We start from the raw sequence: 18,293 nt of genomic DNA, 5'->3' as shown, positions 1-18,293 counted from the left end.
ATATGTCATTACAGATTTATGTAGGGAAAGCTTACTTTATGAATAAAAAAAATCGCTCCCCTTATGGAGAGCGATTTTTCTCTAATACATTATTTTAATTTTGACATTGCAATTTCAGCCGCTGCAATTGTCGCCTCAATATCTGCGTCACTATGTGCTGTCGATAAGAATAAACCTTCGAATTGAGATGGTGGCAAGAATACACCTTGTTCTACCATTTCACGATAGTAAGCCGCAAAGAACTCTAAGTTTGAAGATTTTGCTGCATCGTAATTAATAACGGGCTCATCTGTAAAGAAAATACCAATCATAGAACCTGCACGATTAATATGATGTGGAATGCCATGTTTTTCAGCTGCTTTACGTAATCCAGCTTCTAACATTTCAGCTTTACGCTCAAATTCTACATACGATTCTGGCGTTAACTGTACTAACGTTTCATAACCTGCTGCCATTGCAAGTGGGTTACCTGATAAAGTACCAGCTTGATAAATCGGTCCGCTTGGCGCAATTTGGCGCATAATTTCTGCTTTACCACCGTACGCTCCTACTGGTAAGCCACCACCGATTACTTTACCTAAACAAGTTAAATCAGGTGTTACACCGTAGTAACCTTGTCCACAGTTATAAGCAACACGGAATCCTGTCATTACTTCATCAAAAATAAGCAGTGCACCGTTTTGTTCTGTTACTTCACGAAGTCCCTCTAAAAATCCTGGTTGCGGAGGAACAACACCCATATTCCCTGCCACTGGTTCTACAATTACACAAGCAATATCATCACCGAATTGTTCAAAAGCGTATTTCACACTTTCTAAATCATTATAAGCTACTGTAATCGTATTTTTCGCTACACCTTCTGGTACGCCAGGGCTATCTGGTAAACCTAGAGTCGCCACACCAGAACCAGCTTTAATTAATAACGAATCACCATGACCGTGGTAACAACCGATGAATTTCAAGATTTTATTACGGCCTGTATAACCACGAGCTAAACGTAGTGCACTCATTGTCGCTTCTGTTCCAGAGTTAACCATGCGGACAATTTCAATCGATGGTACACGCTCAATAACAAGTTTCGCTAATTTATTTTCGATTTCTGTCGGTGCACCGAAGCTTGTACCTCTTTCAGCAACAGATTTTAACGCTTCAACAACACGATCATTTGCATGCCCATGAATTAAAGGCCCCCATGATAATACGTAGTCGATGTATTCATTTCCATCAATATCATATACTTTAGAGCCTTTACCACGCTCCATAAACAACGGATTCATCCCAACAGACTTAAAGGCACGAACTGGGCTATTTACGCCACCAGGCATTAAATCTTGCGCCTCTTCAAACGCTGCAATTGACTTATCAAACTTTTTCATTATTTAACGCCTCCTTCTTGCAACCATTTTGCTGCATCTTTCGCATGATACGTAATAATTAAGTCTGCTCCTGCACGTTTCATGCTAATTAATTTTTCAAGCACAACTTCTTTTTCATTAATCCAACCATTTTGCGCTGCCGCTTTAATCATTGAATATTCACCACTTACGTTGTAAGCAACGATTGGTAAATTAAAGTTATTTTTCACATCACGAATGATATCTAAGTAAGAAAGAGCTGGCTTTACAATTAAGAAATCAGCCCCTTCCATTACATCTGATTCTGCTTCACGGAATGCTTCCATACGGTTCGCTGGGTCCATTTGATATGTTTTACGGTCACCAAATTGCGGCGCACCGTGCGCAGCATCACGGAAGGGCCCATAAAACGCTGATGAATATTTCACAGCGTACGACATAACTGGCACGTGTCCAAAACCATTTTCATCTAATGCATGGCGAATTGCTGTTACGAAGCCGTCCATCATGTTTGATGGCGCAATAATGTCCGCTCCTGCCTTCGCTTGACTTACAGCTGTTTTCGCAAGAACTGCAAGAGACTCGTCATTTAAAATAATACCATCTTCAATTACACCGCAATGACCATGACTTGTAAATTGACATAAACATGTATCTGCAACTACTACTAGCTCAGGGAAATCGCCTTTAATTTGTTGAATAGCACGTTGTACAATTCCATGATCACAATATGCTGATGATCCAACTTCATCTTTTTCAGCAGGTAAACCAAATACAATAACAGAACGAATACCTAAATCAACAACTTCTTGCATTTCAGCTTGCAATAAATCTAAAGACATTTGATATACGCCTGGCATAGAAGGAACTTCATTACGAACATTTTCACCTTCTAATACAAAAATAGGGTAAATAAAATCTTCCGTATGTAAAAACGTTTCACGCACAAGTGCACGCATACTACCGCTTTGTCTTAAACGACGATGACGATTAAATTGTAAAGAGTTCATAGATTTCTATCCCCATTCTTTCATTTTATAGATTCACAAACACATTGTAGTAATGCTTCTACAGTGTACTCTTTCGGCACAATAACAGACGGAAAATAACGACTTGCCTCTTTTTCCGTAATAGGTCCTATACAAGCAATTGTACATTTTTTTGTCCATTCTCTCCAGTTTGCACCCTCAAGTAAACGAACAAAACTAGTAACAGTTGAAGGGCTCGTAAATGTAATAATGTCTACTTTCCCTAACTTCAATGCCGCTATAAGCTCTTGCTTTTTTTCTATATTCACTTTCGTACCGTATACGATTAGCTCATCTAGAGAAACACCAATTTCCCGAAGTGCAACCGGAATTACCTCTCTTGCTATATTCCCTTTCGGAAATAAAATACGTTCGTTTCCACTTAATTCTTTTAGAAACTCTTCTGCAAATGCTTCTGCAACAAATGAAGTTGGAACAAAATGAACTTGATAGCCCCTTTTTTCTAACTCTAATTTTGTTTTCACACCTACCGCAGCGATTTTAATGGTTAGCGGTAGTTTCTTGTTCAAACTATCTAGAAAAAAAGCTACACCATTTCTGCTCGTAAAAATAACCCAGTCATACGAATGTAGCTGCCCTTCAATATGTTGAATTTGCCTATGAGACATACCTTCCATATGCAAAAGCGGAATTTCCAATGGAATTCCGCTCTTTTCTTTCACTGCTACACTCATTTGTTTCGCTTGATGCTGGGCACGTGTAATCAATACCGTTTTTCCAGCGAGAGCGTTCATATTTATTGTTGCTCCTTATTTGCAGCAAGAATGAGTTCTTTGGCGCCTTGTTTAATTAAACGGCCCGCGGCTTCTAATCCTACTTCCTCAGGATTAGTACCTACTACTGTCTCTTTTAATAAAACAGAGCCATCCATAGAGCCAACAAGAGCTGTTAATTCGATTGTATCGTTTTCTTTAAGGGTTGCATATCCAGCGATTGGAACTTGACATCCACCTTCAAGTCTATGAAGAAATACTCGCTCCGCTGCCACTGTTCTTTCTGTTATCGCATCATTCATATGCGCTAACAACTGCAATAAATCCTTATCATCCTCACGACATTCAATCGCTAATGCACCTTGTCCTACAGCAGGTACACATAACGTTTCATCTAAATGTTCTGTAATAACTTCATCATCCCAGCCCATTCTTTGTAATCCAGCTGTCGCTAAAATAATCGCATCGTAATCCTCTTCTTTTAATTTACGTAAACGTGTATCGATATTTCCGCGAATCCACTTCACTTGTAAATCTGGTCTCGCAGCGAGTAGCTGTGCACTACGTCTTAAACTACTCGTACCTAAAATAGCACCTTCCGCTAACTCTTTAAACGATGCTCCATTTTTTGAGATAAAAGCATCACGAGGGTCAACACGCTTTGGTGTACAGCCAATCATTAACCCTTCTGGAAGTACGGCTGGCATATCTTTCATACTATGTACAGCCATATCGATTTCTTTCGTAAGTAACGCATGCTCAATTTCTTTAACGAACAAACCTTTTCCGCCTACTTTTGAAAGAGTAACATCTAAAATCACATCACCTTTGGTGACAATTTCTTTCACTTCAAATTCATATGGTAAACCAAGTGCTTTTAACTGATCAATAAACCAGTTTGTTTGTGTTAATGCTAGCTTACTCTTTCGTGACCCTACAATAATTTTGCGCATAATTCTCTCTCCTCATTATAAATACCAAAAGTGGAAATTAGATAAACTACTTAATAAAAAAATGTTAACTAGCATTACGAGAAAGGCCCCTACATTCCACAGTACAATTTTCTTCCCTTGCAATACATCTGCCGCTCTTAAATACAAGCCCGCACAGTATACAAATAGAACGACAAACGAACCAATTACTTTCGTATCATACCAATGAAAATTATCTAATTTTGTATATCCCCATATACATCCTAATAAAATTGCTAGTAAGAAAAATGGAACAGAAAATAAATTTAATCCGTAAGACGTAGATTCAAGCTTCGGTAAATTCCCTAACCTTCTTAATCTCGCATTCCACTTTTTCTTTTTTAATAGGCGATATTGCAGTAAATACATAATAGAAAAAATAAATGATACCGTAAACGTTGCATAAGAAATAATCGCCATTCCAACATGCACGTATACAAGTTCTGAAACTAATTGCTCTGCAAGTACTGGCGACATCTTTCCGAGCGGTGTAAAAATAGAAAAAGCGCTTACGCCAAATGCAACAACATTTGTAAAGAAGACTAAAAAGTCAACGCGCATAAATCGATTTATGACTAACGACATCGTAATCAATAACCAAACATAAAAATAAATCCCTGATAATAAAGTTAAAATGGGGTTCGTTTCTGAATCTGTCGCCCTAAGCAACATAAAAATAGACTGCAATACCCATACAATCGAAAGTAACCAAAAAGCAAATCGGTTCGCCTTTCGGTTACTTTGGAAATAATCTATAAAATATAAACTAATGCTACAAGCATATAAAATAATTGCAATATGATAAATAATACTGTTATTTAAAAAACTCATCCGATCATCCTTCCAAATTATAAAGATGGAACGGATGGTGTCCACACTCTTTTATGTTCTACTTCTTCCGCACGACTCTCTACTTCTTCCGTTTCTAAATCGAAAATCTTCGCAAATAACGCTAATTTTTCGCTCGCTCCCTCTTCAGCAGCTATTTCTTTCGCTACTAAAATTGGGTCTTTTAATAATTGATTAATAATACTTTTCGTATGCTTACTAATGACTTTTTTCTCACGATCACTAAGGTTTGGTATTTTTCGCTCTAGGCTTACCATCGTTTCACTTTGGATTGCAAGTGCCTTATCACGAAGAGCTGATATTAATGGAACAACACCAAGTGTACTTAACCACGTTTTAAATAGAACAATTTCCTCTTCAATCATAAATTGAATTTTCTCCGCTTCTTTCAAACGCTCAGCACGATTTGCTTCCACTACTCCTTGCAGATCATCAATGTCATATAAAAAAGAACCTTCTAACTCATCAATCGCTGGATCAATATCACGTGGTACTGCAATATCAACCATAAATAAAGGGCGACCAGAGCGCATTTTCTCCACCTTTGTCATCATCTCTTTCGTAATGACATACTCAGATGCACCAGTTGAACTAATTAAAATATCTGCTTCTAATAATGCACATTGCAATTCGCTTAACGATTTTGCATGTCCCATATATTTCTCAGCCATTACTTCTGCTTTCGAAAGTGTCCTATTCATAACTGTTACTTTACGAGCACCACTTCCATATAAGTTTTGCAGTGCAAGTTCGCCCATTTTACCAGCACCAAGAATAAGCACATGACAATCTGTTAACTCGCCAAATATTTTCTTTCCAAGCTCAACAGCAGCATAACTAACAGACATTGCACTTTCCCCGATTGTTGTTTCTGAGTGGGCACGTTTTGCTAATGTAATGACTTGCTTAAACAATTCATTAAAAATTGTGCCTGTTGCTTTAACTTGTTGCGCTTCTAAAAAGCTATCTTTTATTTGACCTAAAATCTGCGTTTCTCCGACTACCATCGAATCTAAACCGCACGTTACGCGGAATAAATGATCTATTGCACCATCTTGTTCAAAAATAGTTAAATATGGCGCGACTTCTTCTATTTCAAGCTGAAACCAATCAGCTAAAAACTTCTTAATATAATACCGTCCCGTGTGTAATTGATCGACAACAGCATAAATCTCAGTGCGATTACAAGTTGATACAATGACATTCTCTAACACGCTCTTTTGATTTTGTAATGTATTCATCGCTCGCTCTAGCTCTGCTGCCTGAAATGTGAGTTTCTCACGAAATTCTACAGGGGCTGTTCGATAATTTACACTAACAACAAGAATATGCACGCAGCATGTCCCCCTTCACCCGTTTTATCACTTTATCTACTATCATAATACAACTTTCCTCTTATGAATCTGACAATCGTGTGAACAACCGATTATTTTTTAATTATTCTCCGTATGTAATAAAGGAGATTCAGTAAACTAATAAAAAAATCTTCTACTTTATAATGATTATAAATTAATAACTCTATTTGTACGTTACCAAAAAAAGTCCTCATAATCAAGTGATGGAAACTATTCCATATAAATTATAACATCATCTTTCCTATCTTCTTTCATCATGAAGGAAAATATGTATGATTGTTCCAAAATGTAGCAAACACTTTCTCAATACAATGTATTTGACATTTTATTTCTTTTTCGTTATATTGATTTTACAAAATTAAATTGTTAACAACTTAATTAGAAGGGAGTTATGTATGACAGAGGACTCTTTGCATCTAGATAACCAACTTTGTTTTTCTATTTATGCCTGTTCTAGAGAGGTTACTCGTTTTTATCGACCTTATTTAGAAGAGATGGGTATTACGTATCCCCAGTACATTACTTTACTCGTACTATGGGAGCAAGATGGACTAACAGTAAAAGAAATTGGAGAACGTCTATTTTTAGATTCCGGTACGTTAACACCTATGTTAAAACGAATGGAATCATTAAAACTTGTAAAACGTGTTCGTTCCAAAGAAGACGAGCGAAAAGTTTGTATTGAATTAACAGAACAAGGCAAAGATTTAAAGGAAAAGGCTTGTTCATTACCGACAACGATGGCTACAAATTTAGGAATTACAGAGCAAGAATATCGCTCTTTATTAATTGAGCTAAATAAACTAATTGAAACAATGAAAACAATTAATGATGGAAAAGGGGAATAAATATGGATAAATTATATACTGCTTCAGTAACAGCAACAGGTGGAAGAAATGGGAAAGTAGTTTCAGATGATGGCATATTAAATCTTGATGTAAAAATGCCGAAAGCACTAGGTGGTGCAGGCGGAGAAGCAACAAATCCAGAACAACTATTTGCAGCTGGTTATGCAGCTTGTTTTGATAGTGCATTACAACTTGTCATTCGTACAAAACGTATGAAAGTAGAAAGTACAGAAGTAACCGCTCACGTTTCTATCGGAAAAGATACAGATGGTGGTTTTGGCCTATCTGCCGTGCTTGATGTACATGTCGCTGGCGTTTCACATAGCGAAGCAAAAGAACTTGTAGAAGCGGCTCACGGTGTATGTCCTTACTCTAAAGCAACACGAGGTAATATTGAAGTTACATTAAACGTACGTTAACAGCTTATATAAAGAAAAAAACGCGCGACATTCGTCACGCGTTTTTTGTTTTTGTCATTTTATGAATTGCCTTCCACGCTTCTTCTTTTCCAAGTCCTGTTTCAGAAGAGAATAGAACGATTTCATCGCCAATTTCAACAGCAAGCGTTTCTTTTACAACTTTTAAATGCTTTTGCCATTTCCCTTTCGGGATTTTATCGGCTTTCGTCGCAATAATAATTGTTGGGATTTCATAATGCTTTAAGAAATCATACATCATCACGTCATCACTTGTTGGTTGGTGACGTAAATCAACTACTAATACAGCTGCGTCTAATTGCTTACGCGTTGTAAAGTACGTTTCAATCATTTTCCCCCATGCCGCGCGCTCCGATTTAGACACTTTCGCATATCCATAACCTGGAACGTCAACAAAATGCATCATCTCATTGATTAAGAAAAAGTTCAGTGTTTGCGTTTTTCCTGGTTTAGAAGAAATACGCACTAACTTTTTACGATTTAAAATTTTATTAATAAAGGAAGACTTCCCGACATTTGAACGACCTGCTAATGCAATTTCTGGTAAATCACTGTCTGGATATTGTTCTGGTTTAACAGCACTAATTACAATATCTGCTTTTGTTACTTTCATTGTTTCACTCCTACTAATGCGTGCTCCAATACTTCATCTAAATGAGATGCAAGCACAAACGTAAGGTTTTCTTTTACGCTCTCTGGAATATCATCTAAATCTTTCTCGTTTTCTGCTGGCAAAATAATTTTTGTTAAGCCTGCGCGGTGAGCACTTAATGTTTTTTCTTTTAAGCCACCAATTGGTAATACACGACCACGAAGTGTAATTTCACCTGTCATACCTACTTCTTTACTTACAGGAATACCTGTTAGTGCAGAAATAAGTGCCGTTGCCATCGTAATACCTGCTGACGGTCCATCTTTTGGAACTGCTCCTTCTGGAACATGAATATGAATATCATTTTTCTCATGGAAATTCGGGTCAATCTGAAGCTCTTCTGCACGAGAGCGTATATAACTAAACGCAGCTTGTGCTGATTCTTTCATAACATCCCCAAGTTTCCCCGTTAAAATTAGTTTCCCTTTTCCTGGCGCTACAGAAACTTCAATTGCAAGTGTATCGCCGCCTGCTGCTGTGTAAGCTAGACCTGTTGCCATACCAACTTGGTCTGTTTTTTCAGCTTGCCCATAACGGAATATGTGTTTACCAAGTAAATCAACAATCTTTTTCTCTGTCACAACGATACGTTTACGTTCTGCTGTAACGATAATTTTCGCTACTTTACGGCAAACTTTTGCAATTTGGCGTTCTAGCGTACGAACACCAGCCTCACGTGTATAATAACGAATAATTTCAAGAAGCGCCTCATCACGCACTTGTAAATTACCTTTTCGTAAGCCATGCTCTTTTAATTGTTTCGGCAATAAATGCTCACGAGCAATGTGTACTTTTTCAAGTTCTGTATAGCCAGCAATCGAAATGATTTCCATACGGTCAAGTAATGGACCTGGAATACTTGAAAGTGTATTAGCGGTTGCTACAAACATAACTTTCGATAGATCATATGGTTCTTCAATGTAATGATCACTGAAGTTATGGTTTTGTTCTGGATCTAATACTTCAAGTAATGCCGCTGATGGATCTCCACGGAAATCGTTAGACATTTTATCAATCTCATCTAATAAGAAGACTGGATTAACTGTTTTCGCCTTTTTCATACCTTGAATAATGCGTCCTGGCATTGCTCCAACATATGTACGGCGGTGACCACGAATTTCAGATTCATCACGCACACCACCAAGAGATGCACGGACAAATTTACGATTCAATGATGTTGCAATTGAACGCGCTAACGAAGTTTTGCCGACCCCAGGAGGGCCTACTAAACAAAGGATAGGTCCTTTTAATGAATTCGTTAACTTCTGTACAGCTAAATATTCAAGTACACGCTCTTTCACTTTTTCAAGACCGTAATGATCGTTATTTAAAATCTCTTCTGAATGAGCAAGATCAATTATATCTTCTGTTGCCTCTGTCCACGGAAGCGCTAATAACCAATCAATATAATTGCGAATAACACCACTCTCCGCAGAACTTGCTGGTAACTTTTCATAACGATCTAATTCTTTCAGCGCAGCCTTCATTGTTTCTTCAGGCATTCCTGACTGTTCAATTTTTTCACGAAGTTCTTCTACTTCTCCGCCCTTACCTTCTTTGTCGCCAAGTTCAGTTTGAATCGCCTTCATTTGCTCACGTAAGAAATATTCTTTTTGCGTGCGCTCCATTGAACGTTTCACTTTTTGTCCAATCTTCTTTTCTAGGCTAAGTAACTCTTGTTCATCTTGAATAATTGAAATAAGTGTATGTAATCGTTCTTTTACAGATACAATCTCTAGAATCTCTTGTTTCTGCTTCGTTTTAATCGGCAAGTGAGAAGCAATTAGATCAGCTAATCTCCCTGGTTCTTCTACATCAGCTACCGTTGCAAATGTTTCATTTGAAACTTTTTTCGAAACTTTAATATATTGTTCGAAATGCTCCAGTAACGTACGCATAAGAGCTTTCTCTTCTAAATCATCTTCTACTTCTTCAGTTACCGTTTTAATAGACACTTGTACTATATTTTCTTCTTCGATAAACTCTATTACTTCTGCTCTATGTAAACCTTCCACAAGGACACGAAGCGTACCGTTCGGCAATTTTAACATTTGCTTGACTTTCGCCACTGTACCTACACTATATATGTCATCTTCTTTCGGATCATCGATATTCATTTCTTTTTGCATTGCTAAAAAGATGATATTTTCATCCATTGCCGCCTGCTCTAGTGCTTGTATCGATTTATCACGTCCTACATCAAGATGCAAAACCATCGTTGGATATACGAGAACGCCTCTTAATGGTAGGAGGGGCACGATTCTTTCGTTCGTATTCATACTAGACATAGCACCTCCATAATAAATTAAACTCCTGTTCAACTATTTTATATTACAATACACCTAGATGCAATTGCTGAGATTCCTCGCAATTATAAATAGCTTATTTTTCTACCTCACGAAAAGAAAAAAGACTCCGATTAAGCATACAAACTTAAACGAAGTCTGGCAAATTTTATTATTGTTTATTTTTACATAGATTGTGCATCTGTTTCGTCTACGTTAGTATGTACATCTAGCTCTCTATGCGCATTTTCTTGCATAAATGTTAACTCAAATACTTCTTTTAACTTACGGACAGGAATAATTTCGATTCCCTTTATAGTATACAAAAATGGTTGCATATTTTCAGCAGGAATAATGACTTTCTTAGCTCCCGCTTTTTTCGCAGCTTTTATTTTTGCGTACACGCCACCAATAGGCTTTACTTCTCCGTGTATACTTATTTCACCTGTCATCGCTACTTCATTATTTACATATGTGCGATGCACCGCAGAATATACACCTGTTGCCATAGCGATTCCTGCAGAAGGTCCATCAATTGGGATACCACCTGGAAAATTAATATGTATATCGTATCCTTCTGGCAACACATCTAAAGAACGAAGTACTGTTAATACATTATCAACAGAGCCTTTTGCCATACTTTTACGGCGAATCGATTTCGTTTGACTACCAATACTTTCTTCTTCTACAATTCCGGTAACATTTACCGACCCTTTATCTTTCGCCGGAATTGCTGTTACTTCAATTTCTAATAACGCACCTGTATTTGGTCCGTATACAGCAAGACCATTTACAAGACCAATCCTTGGAATCGGATAAATGTGCTTTTCGTATTTCGGTGTAAGCTGACTTGAGTGAACAACCCACTCTATATCTTCATCTTTAATGAAAGAACGTTCTTCATTTATCGCCATACCAGCAGAGATTTGCACGAGATTAATCGCTTCTCGTCCATTTCTTGCATACATCCCAATCATTTCAATACCATTTTCGCCTATTTGCATTTCTACTTTTTCCGCAGCATTTTTCGCTACTTTTTGAATTTCTTCCGTATCTAATTCACGGAAAAATACTTCTAAGCAACGTGACCGAATAGCAGGAGGAATTTCCTCTGGCGAACGTGTCGTTGCTCCAACTAAGCGAAAATCTGCCGGTAAGCCTTTTTGGAAAATATCATGTATATATGTTGGGATCATCGTATTTTCTTCACTATAGTACGCACTTTCTAAAAATACTTTTCGATCTTCTAACACCTTTAACATTTTGTTCATTTGAATCGGATGGAGTTCGCCAATCTCATCAATAAACAAAATACCACCATGCGCATCTGTTACAGCACCTTTTTTCGGTTGCGGAATACCTGCTTGTCCCATCGCCCCAGCACCTTGATAAATCGGATCATGCACCGAACCAATTAAAGGGTCTGCGATACCACGTTCATCAAACCGAGCTGTCGTCGCATCAAGTTCAATAAATGTTGCATTCGTACGAAATGGAGATTTAGGATTTCGTTTCGCTTCTTCTAATACAAGACGTGCTGCCGCTGTTTTCCCAACACCTGGCGGGCCATATATGATTACATGTTGCGGATTCGGACCACAAAGAGCCGCTTTTAACGACTTAATCCCGTCCTCTTGCCCTACAATATCTAAAAAGGTTGTAGGACGCACCTTTTCTGCTAGCGGCTCTGTTAAAGAAATCTCACGCATTTTACGAAGCTGTTCTAATTCTTTTTTCGATTCTCGATCAATTGAAACTTTTTGTGTTCGTTGATTTCGAAGTAAATGCCAGAAATATAATCCGACAATTACACCAAAAACAAGTTGAACAACTAAAAATATATTTGTCCAGCTCATTATTTATTTCCTCCCGCAATATTTTATCTCTTAGTATTTCCGCGGAGGAACGTAGCTAAACATAAAGAAAAACAGCAATTATAAAAATTGCTGTTTCCCTTTCGCATTATGCAGATGTTTTTGTATCAAGTACAGTACCGTCTTGTAACACCAATTTTGGCGGTTCATTATCAGCTACTGTTTCTTTTGTAAGAATACACTTCTCGATATCTTTACGAGATGGAAGTTCGAACATTACATCAAGCATTAAGCCTTCAATAATAGAACGAAGTCCACGAGCACCCGTTTTACGTTCAATTGCTTTTTTCGCAATTTCGATTAGTGCACCTTCTTCAAACTCTAACTCAACATCGTCAAGCTCCAATAGTTTTTGGAATTGCTTAACAAGTGCATTTTTCGGTTTCGTTAAAATATCAACAAGAGCATCTTCATCAAGTGGCTCTAGGTTCGCAATAACTGGAAGACGACCGATAAACTCTGGAATTAAACCAAATCTTAAAAGATCCTCTGGTAATACGTGAGATAAAACATGCTTCTCATTTACATCAGCATTTTTCTTCTCAGAACCAAATCCAATTACTTTCTCACCAAGGCGACGTTTAATAATCGGCTCAATGCCATCAAACGCTCCACCACAAATGAATAAGATGTTCGTTGTATCAATTTGAATGAACTCTTGGTGCGGATGCTTACGACCACCTTGAGGTGGAACGCTTGCTACAGTACCTTCTAAAATTTTCAGAAGTGCCTGCTGCACACCTTCACCAGATACATCACGTGTAATTGATGGATTTTCGGACTTACGTGCCACTTTATCAATCTCATCAATATAAATGATTCCTTTTTCCGCTTTCTCTACATCATAATCAGCTGCTTGAATTAATTTTAGTAAGATATTTTCTACATCTTCCCCAACATATCCAGCTTCTGTTAAAGATGTTGCGTCCGCGATTGCAAATGGAACATTTAAAATACGCGCTAACGTTTGTGCCAGTAATGTTTTACCACTACCTGTTGGCCCGATAAGTGCGATATTACTCTTCGCTAATTCTACATCATCAATTTTGCTGTTAGAATTAATGCGTTTGTAATGATTATATACCGCTACCGCTAGTGCTTTTTTCGCGCTATCTTGCCCGATGACATACTCATCTAAGATTTCACGAATTTCTACCGGTTTCGGTACATCTTTGAATTCTACTTCTTCGTCCTTCGCAAGCTCCTCTTGTACAATTTCAGTACAAAGTTCGATACACTCGTCACAAATGTAAACACCTGGACCTGCCACTAACTTTCGAACTTGCGTTTGTGTTTTACCACAGAAAGAACATTTTAATTGCCCTTTTTCATCATTAAATTTAAACATATTTTCACACCCCTTACAAAGTGCTAACCTCTTGCCTTCGTATGTACACGATAAATGTATCGTATGTAAATACATATTATGTCACTACGTGGCGAGAAATACAAATAATATGACTAGTTATGTACAAATAAAAAAATTTAAAACTTTTGAAATATGTATATTCGACTTGTAAAGGAACTTTTCCTTCTCCATCGAAAAGTTTTATAAATCTATTTCTATATTTATAAAACAAGGCACGATTAAAATCGTGCCTTGTTATTTTATTATGCAGCGTTTTCTACTAAGAAGTCTACAGCTTTACGCACTTTAAGATCTTCAGCTAAAGCGTCTACGCTTCCAAGAGCTTGCTTGATAGCGTCTACTGGCATACCGTACATTTCAGCCATTTTTTCAACTTCTGCAGTTACTTCTTCTTCAGTAACTTCGATGTTTTCAGCTTCAATGATAGCTTCAAGAACAAGATTGATTCTTACACGTTTTTGTGCATCTTCTTTCATTTGCTCTTTTAATTTGTCAGCGTCAGTACCTGTGAATTGGTAGTAAAGCTCAAGGTTCATACCTTGTTGGCTTAAACGTTGCTCGAATTCACGAACCATACGATCTAACTCAGTGTTGATCATAGCTTCTGGAATTTCGATTTCAGCGTTAGCAGCAGCTAATTCTACTACTTCGTCACGTACTTTGTGCTCAGCTTCGTGCTTTTTGCCTTCTTCTAAGTTTGTGCGAAGTTTTGCTTTTAATTCATCAAGAGTTGCAACCGCTTCGTCTGCTTCTTTAGCGAACTCGTCGTTTAACTCAGGAAGTTCTTTTGTTTTGATTTCGTGAATTGTTACTTTAAATGTTGCTGGTTTGCCAGCTAATTCAGCAGCATGGTACTCTTCTGGGAATGATACTTCAACGTCTTTAGACTCACCAGATTTAAGACCGATTACTTGCTCTTCGAAACCTGGGATGAATGTACCAGAACCGATTGCTAGAGAGTAGTTTTCGCCTTTTCCGCCTTCAAATGCTTCGCCATCAACGAAACCTTCGAAGTCGATTACAGCTGTATCACCGTTTTCAACAGTTCCTTCTTCTTTAACAACTAGTTCAGCTTGACGCTCTTGTAAAGATTTTAATTCGTTCTCTACATCTTCGTCAGTTACAGTTGTTTCAACTTTTTCTACTGCTAAACCTTTGTACTCACCTAATTTAACTTCAGGTTTCACTGTAACTTTTGCAGTGAAGATAAGGTTAGCATTTTTTTCGAACTTCTCGATGTCGATTTCAGGATGATCAACTGGGAAGATACCAGCTTCTTCAATCGCTTCACCGTATGCTTTTGGTAAAATGATATCTAAAGCATCTTGGTATAAAGATTCAATACCAAAGCGTTGTTCGAATAATGGACGAGGCATTTTTCCTTTACGGAAACCTGGTACGTTAATTGTTTTTACTACTTTTTTGAACGCAGCGTCGATAGAGTTGTTTACTTCTTTAGCATCAACTTCGATTGTTAAAACGCCAACGTTACCTTCTAATTTTTCCCATTTTGTAGACATTTATTCTTTCCCTCCAACTATAATAATGTATGCACATACCTCTATAGATTAAAATCTTCATTATCTCTTTTTTGAAATAACAAATACACAAATAACCCTCTAGCAAAAGCTTTCAGATATAATGTTCCAATCTACTAATTGCCCAGAAGACAACTACGGTATATTTTGTTCGAGAATAATATGAAACATATTAAGTAAGAGAATTGCACTTCTCTTCTCTTACAAACAGGCAGATTTCTGCCTTTTGCAACCCTTACATTATAACATAGAATATGCTCGTTTCAAGAACTGAACGATTCTTTTTCATAATTATACGGGCAAATATCCTTCTCTTTCAACACGTAATAACCATTGATAGGCAATATGAAACTCTTCCAATTCGATATTATATGCTGCCATAAGCTCTTCTTCATCAATAGCCAATCCGAAACGCTTTCTTCCAATTCTCTCTAAAACAGCTGACCAAATCTCTTCTTTATCCATTAATAGAGCGAATGGGAAAACGCTAATTTGCAACTCTTTCCAATATGTAACCATCGCTTCAAATATATCGGGATAATTTTGCTCTAATCGGCTTGATAATTTATGTATAATGTTATTGGATTGCTCCTCATTATGACCTGTAAATGCTGGAATCACCTTAATCGTATTTCCAAACTTTTCTACCTCTATTTCTTCTTCTACCTGACTTTCTATCATTTTATACAAAATAGAAGTTTTCAAATAGGGGTGCTGCTCTTCGTCTATTAAAAATTTCTTTAAAACAGGTAATGCAAGATCTAAATCTTTTAACGAAAGTCGCTGAATCGCTCTTAGCTTCTGTCCAAAGTTTTCTCCAAAAATTTCATTAGTAAACTCATCCAATTCAAAGTTTGAATCCACTAGCGATGCGTCTCCCTCATTTAGCATACCTTCTGCAAATAAAGCAAGCTGCGCTAATTTTTCCTTTTGATCAGGCATTATATCTTTCGTTTGTAAAACCTTTTCAACAGTTTCAATAACACCTTCATAATCATTTGTTTGAACTAAAATTGTTACGTACGTTTCAAGAATATCACCAAATAAGACAACTCCTGTTTTAAGCAACTGTTCACATTTATCTTTCGCTTCTTCCATACGTTTTAATTCGAGTAAACAAATAACTGAAGCTAATTCCGTTTGTTCCGTTTCCGCATTATACTGACGTAATATTTCAAAGCAACGCAATGCATCTTCGAATTTCCGCTCTTTCAGCGCTAAAAAACCTTCATCAATATAGCGCTCTGATAGTTGTGGAAACAATACGACCGTATTTTCTTTTTTATCCATACGTCCGCCTCTTTTTCTTGATTTTAATTATGCTCAAAGTAAATATATCAAATGCGTAATGAGAACACAACATCCCTAAATCATTTGTTTGAAATATAAAAATATTTAATTTTTATATTCCGATACGAGTAAATCTCTACTAAAAATTAAAATTGTACAAATAAAAATCCCCAGCAACAAGCGCAGAGGATTCATCATTAATGGAAAGCTTTTATAATTGTGGGGTATATTACAAGGGTAATAATTTGGAGAACAATAATTGCCATAACAATCATGCTAAAATAGAAGATTGGTTTACTTCGCTTCATTAAAAACATAATAATAAGCATCGTACAAGCAAACAAACTTAAGAAGAACAAACTTGTTGTCGAACTAAGTATACCACTTGGGACAAAGAACAATAACACTACACTACAAGTACCTATAATTCCAAATAACCATTCCATTCATTCACTCATTCCCTTTCCCTCTCATAGCTGTTTTCTCTAAGCAATCAAATGTTTCACAACATCGACTACATACGTTAATTTCTCATACGCTACAAATCCAAAAGCAACCGTTAAGCCCGTTACAACTAACCCTTTCATCATTTCTTCCTCCTCGTTTTATCGTTGTTATCTTCATTATAAAAGATTAGCAATTTCTTACCATCGAACTACCTTACAGTTACCTTACAGAATTGTAAGATTTCAAAAAGGGATTGAAAAACACCTCATATCGCTTGAGGTGCTTTCACGAAATTTCTCTATAATCACTTGCAAAATTAGCTTTTTTCTCTTGGTTACTTTTCGGCGAATCGACTCTTAGACTAATAGATTTACTAAATAATTTAGGATCAAAATAATTATGCGTTACTTTTCTTAACTTACCTTCAGATATTTTCGTATTACAAGAAAACAAAAAATGAAAATCATGTTAATATATTTTTGTACAATTAAGAATTTAATTTACAAGGGGGATTATATATGTTCAAAAAAGTAGCTGCTGATGTTTTAGGGTTAAGCGATGTAGGTTCTGTCATTACACCGAAAGATTACGATAAAGTTGATGCTGATGATTACGTGATGCACGAAGATGGAGAGAAAATTTATTTTCTAATTAAATCCAAATCAGATGAATATTGCTTCACAAACAAAGGATTACTCCACCTAGATGGTACAAGCGCAACAAGTAAAAAACGCACACTGCGCCGCTATAGCTATAGTAAATATCAAATTAAAAACGTAGCACTTGAAACTGCAGGAACGATTGATTTAGATATAGAAATTAAGTTTCAAATGGGAGATGAGCATTACTCAATTGATGTTCATAAAAAACATATTGAAGAATTAAAAGATTTATATAAGGCTTTACTTAAAATTGAAGAAATTTCATACGACAACGACATTACATTACAATATGCACATAAAAGTTTAGATATGGCATCTAATGCTTTCAGCCGTATTTCAAACGCACAAGTAAACTTAGCAGAGCAATTTAAAGAGATGAACGAGATTGCCTTTAACTGGCTTGTTGATACGAAGAAACAATACAATGTGAAAGATTATGGTTTTGTATTTGAGAAGTTTATTAATAACTAATTTAAAACAAAAAACCTTGTTATCAAAAGATGAAGTGAACCCGAATAGTGGTACATGAAAAAAACACCTCCTGAATTCGCATACTAAGTATGCAAATTCATTGGAGGTGTTTTTCGTTTGAAGACAAG

General features: G+C 36.7%; 16 protein-coding genes. 3 read left to right on the top strand and 13 right to left on the bottom strand.

Features of this window, described 5'->3' with window-relative positions; genetic code table 11:
- Nucleotides 1–89 precede the first annotated feature (89 nt).
- Genes hemL through hemA form a run of 6 tightly spaced genes read right to left on the bottom strand, consistent with a single transcriptional unit; the run spans nucleotide 90 to nucleotide 6,271 of the window.
- Nucleotides 90–1,376, bottom strand: coding sequence for a glutamate-1-semialdehyde 2,1-aminomutase (hemL, locus tag ASE54_RS29605; RefSeq protein WP_000712938.1), 1,287 nt, complete (start codon nucleotides 1,374–1,376; stop codon nucleotides 90–92).
- Complete coding sequence (hemB, locus tag ASE54_RS29600) at nucleotides 1,376–2,365, bottom strand: porphobilinogen synthase (protein WP_001087080.1); 990 nt, start codon at nucleotides 2,363–2,365, stop codon at nucleotides 1,376–1,378. Before hemB ends, hemL begins: the two co-directional genes overlap by 1 nt.
- 20 nt (nucleotides 2,366–2,385) lie before the next feature.
- Nucleotides 2,386–3,138: a uroporphyrinogen-III synthase gene (gene hemD / locus ASE54_RS29595; RefSeq protein ID WP_000992324.1), complete on the bottom strand. Its 753-nt coding sequence runs from the start codon at nucleotides 3,136–3,138 to the stop codon at nucleotides 2,386–2,388.
- A 2-nt stretch (nucleotides 3,139–3,140) separates the two neighbouring features.
- Entirely contained in the window at nucleotides 3,141–4,070 is a 930-nt protein-coding gene (hemC, locus tag ASE54_RS29590; RefSeq protein WP_001226404.1) for a hydroxymethylbilane synthase, read from the bottom strand.
- Nucleotides 4,071–4,085: 15 nt separating this feature from the next.
- Entirely contained in the window at nucleotides 4,086–4,919 is an 834-nt protein-coding gene (ccsA, locus tag ASE54_RS29585) for a cytochrome c biogenesis protein CcsA (protein WP_000009002.1), read from the bottom strand.
- 17 nt (nucleotides 4,920–4,936) lie between these two features.
- On the bottom strand, nucleotides 4,937–6,271 hold the full coding sequence (gene hemA, locus ASE54_RS29580) for a glutamyl-tRNA reductase (protein WP_000547856.1): 1,335 nt from the start codon (nucleotides 6,269–6,271) through the stop codon (nucleotides 4,937–4,939).
- A 416-nt stretch (nucleotides 6,272–6,687) separates the two neighbouring features.
- Between hemA and ASE54_RS29575 the strand changes: the two genes are divergently transcribed.
- The gene (locus ASE54_RS29575) at nucleotides 6,688–7,140 is read left to right on the top strand and encodes a MarR family transcriptional regulator (protein WP_000133913.1); all 453 of its coding nucleotides are present in this window, start codon (nucleotides 6,688–6,690) and stop codon (nucleotides 7,138–7,140) included.
- A gap of 2 nt (nucleotides 7,141–7,142) precedes the next feature.
- Nucleotides 7,143–7,559 carry an organic hydroperoxide resistance protein gene (locus tag ASE54_RS29570; RefSeq protein WP_000359773.1) on the top strand — a complete coding sequence of 139 codons (417 nt, stop codon included), beginning with the start codon at nucleotides 7,143–7,145 and terminating at the stop codon, nucleotides 7,557–7,559.
- Between the two features lie 34 nt (nucleotides 7,560–7,593).
- On the opposite strand, the gene ysxC is transcribed toward ASE54_RS29570, so the two are convergent.
- From ysxC to ASE54_RS35385, 7 genes are all read right to left on the bottom strand, one after another.
- Nucleotides 7,594–8,190 (bottom strand): ribosome biogenesis GTP-binding protein YsxC, encoded by a 597-nt coding sequence (ysxC, locus tag ASE54_RS29565; protein ID WP_000869118.1) that lies wholly within the window; start codon nucleotides 8,188–8,190, stop codon nucleotides 7,594–7,596.
- Nucleotides 8,187–10,517 carry an endopeptidase La gene (gene lon, locus ASE54_RS29560; protein WP_000097281.1) on the bottom strand — a complete coding sequence of 777 codons (2,331 nt, stop codon included), beginning with the start codon at nucleotides 10,515–10,517 and terminating at the stop codon, nucleotides 8,187–8,189. The genes ysxC and lon overlap by 4 nt, the downstream gene beginning before the upstream one ends.
- 182 nt (nucleotides 10,518–10,699) lie before the next feature.
- Complete coding sequence (gene lonB / locus ASE54_RS29555) at nucleotides 10,700–12,370, bottom strand: ATP-dependent protease LonB (protein ID WP_000119171.1); 1,671 nt, start codon at nucleotides 12,368–12,370, stop codon at nucleotides 10,700–10,702.
- A gap of 106 nt (nucleotides 12,371–12,476) precedes the next feature.
- Entirely contained in the window at nucleotides 12,477–13,736 is a 1,260-nt protein-coding gene (clpX, locus tag ASE54_RS29550) for an ATP-dependent protease ATP-binding subunit ClpX (RefSeq protein WP_000472289.1), read from the bottom strand.
- Nucleotides 13,737–13,999: 263 nt separating this feature from the next.
- Nucleotides 14,000–15,277, bottom strand: a complete 1,278-nt coding sequence (tig, locus tag ASE54_RS29545; RefSeq protein WP_000105215.1) for a trigger factor — start codon at nucleotides 15,275–15,277, stop codon at nucleotides 14,000–14,002.
- Nucleotides 15,278–15,586: 309 nt separating this feature from the next.
- Nucleotides 15,587–16,585, bottom strand: a complete 999-nt coding sequence (locus ASE54_RS29540; protein ID WP_000358275.1) for a hypothetical protein — start codon at nucleotides 16,583–16,585, stop codon at nucleotides 15,587–15,589.
- Nucleotides 16,586–16,782: 197 nt separating this feature from the next.
- Entirely contained in the window at nucleotides 16,783–17,031 is a 249-nt protein-coding gene (locus tag ASE54_RS35385; RefSeq protein ID WP_001983650.1) for a hypothetical protein, read from the bottom strand.
- 519 nt (nucleotides 17,032–17,550) lie between these two features.
- Between ASE54_RS35385 and ASE54_RS29535 the strand changes: the two genes are divergently transcribed.
- The gene (locus tag ASE54_RS29535; RefSeq protein ID WP_000475213.1) at nucleotides 17,551–18,165 is read left to right on the top strand and encodes a PH domain-containing protein; all 615 of its coding nucleotides are present in this window, start codon (nucleotides 17,551–17,553) and stop codon (nucleotides 18,163–18,165) included.
- Nucleotides 18,166–18,293: the final 128 nt, after the last annotated feature.

The organism is Bacillus sp. Root131, from assembly GCF_001429475.1.
GTDB lineage: Bacteria > Bacillota > Bacilli > Bacillales > Bacillaceae_G > Bacillus_A > Bacillus_A thuringiensis_S.
Note: the sequence above shows the minus strand (reverse complement) of the source record. Positions and strands in the feature narration are given on the sequence as shown.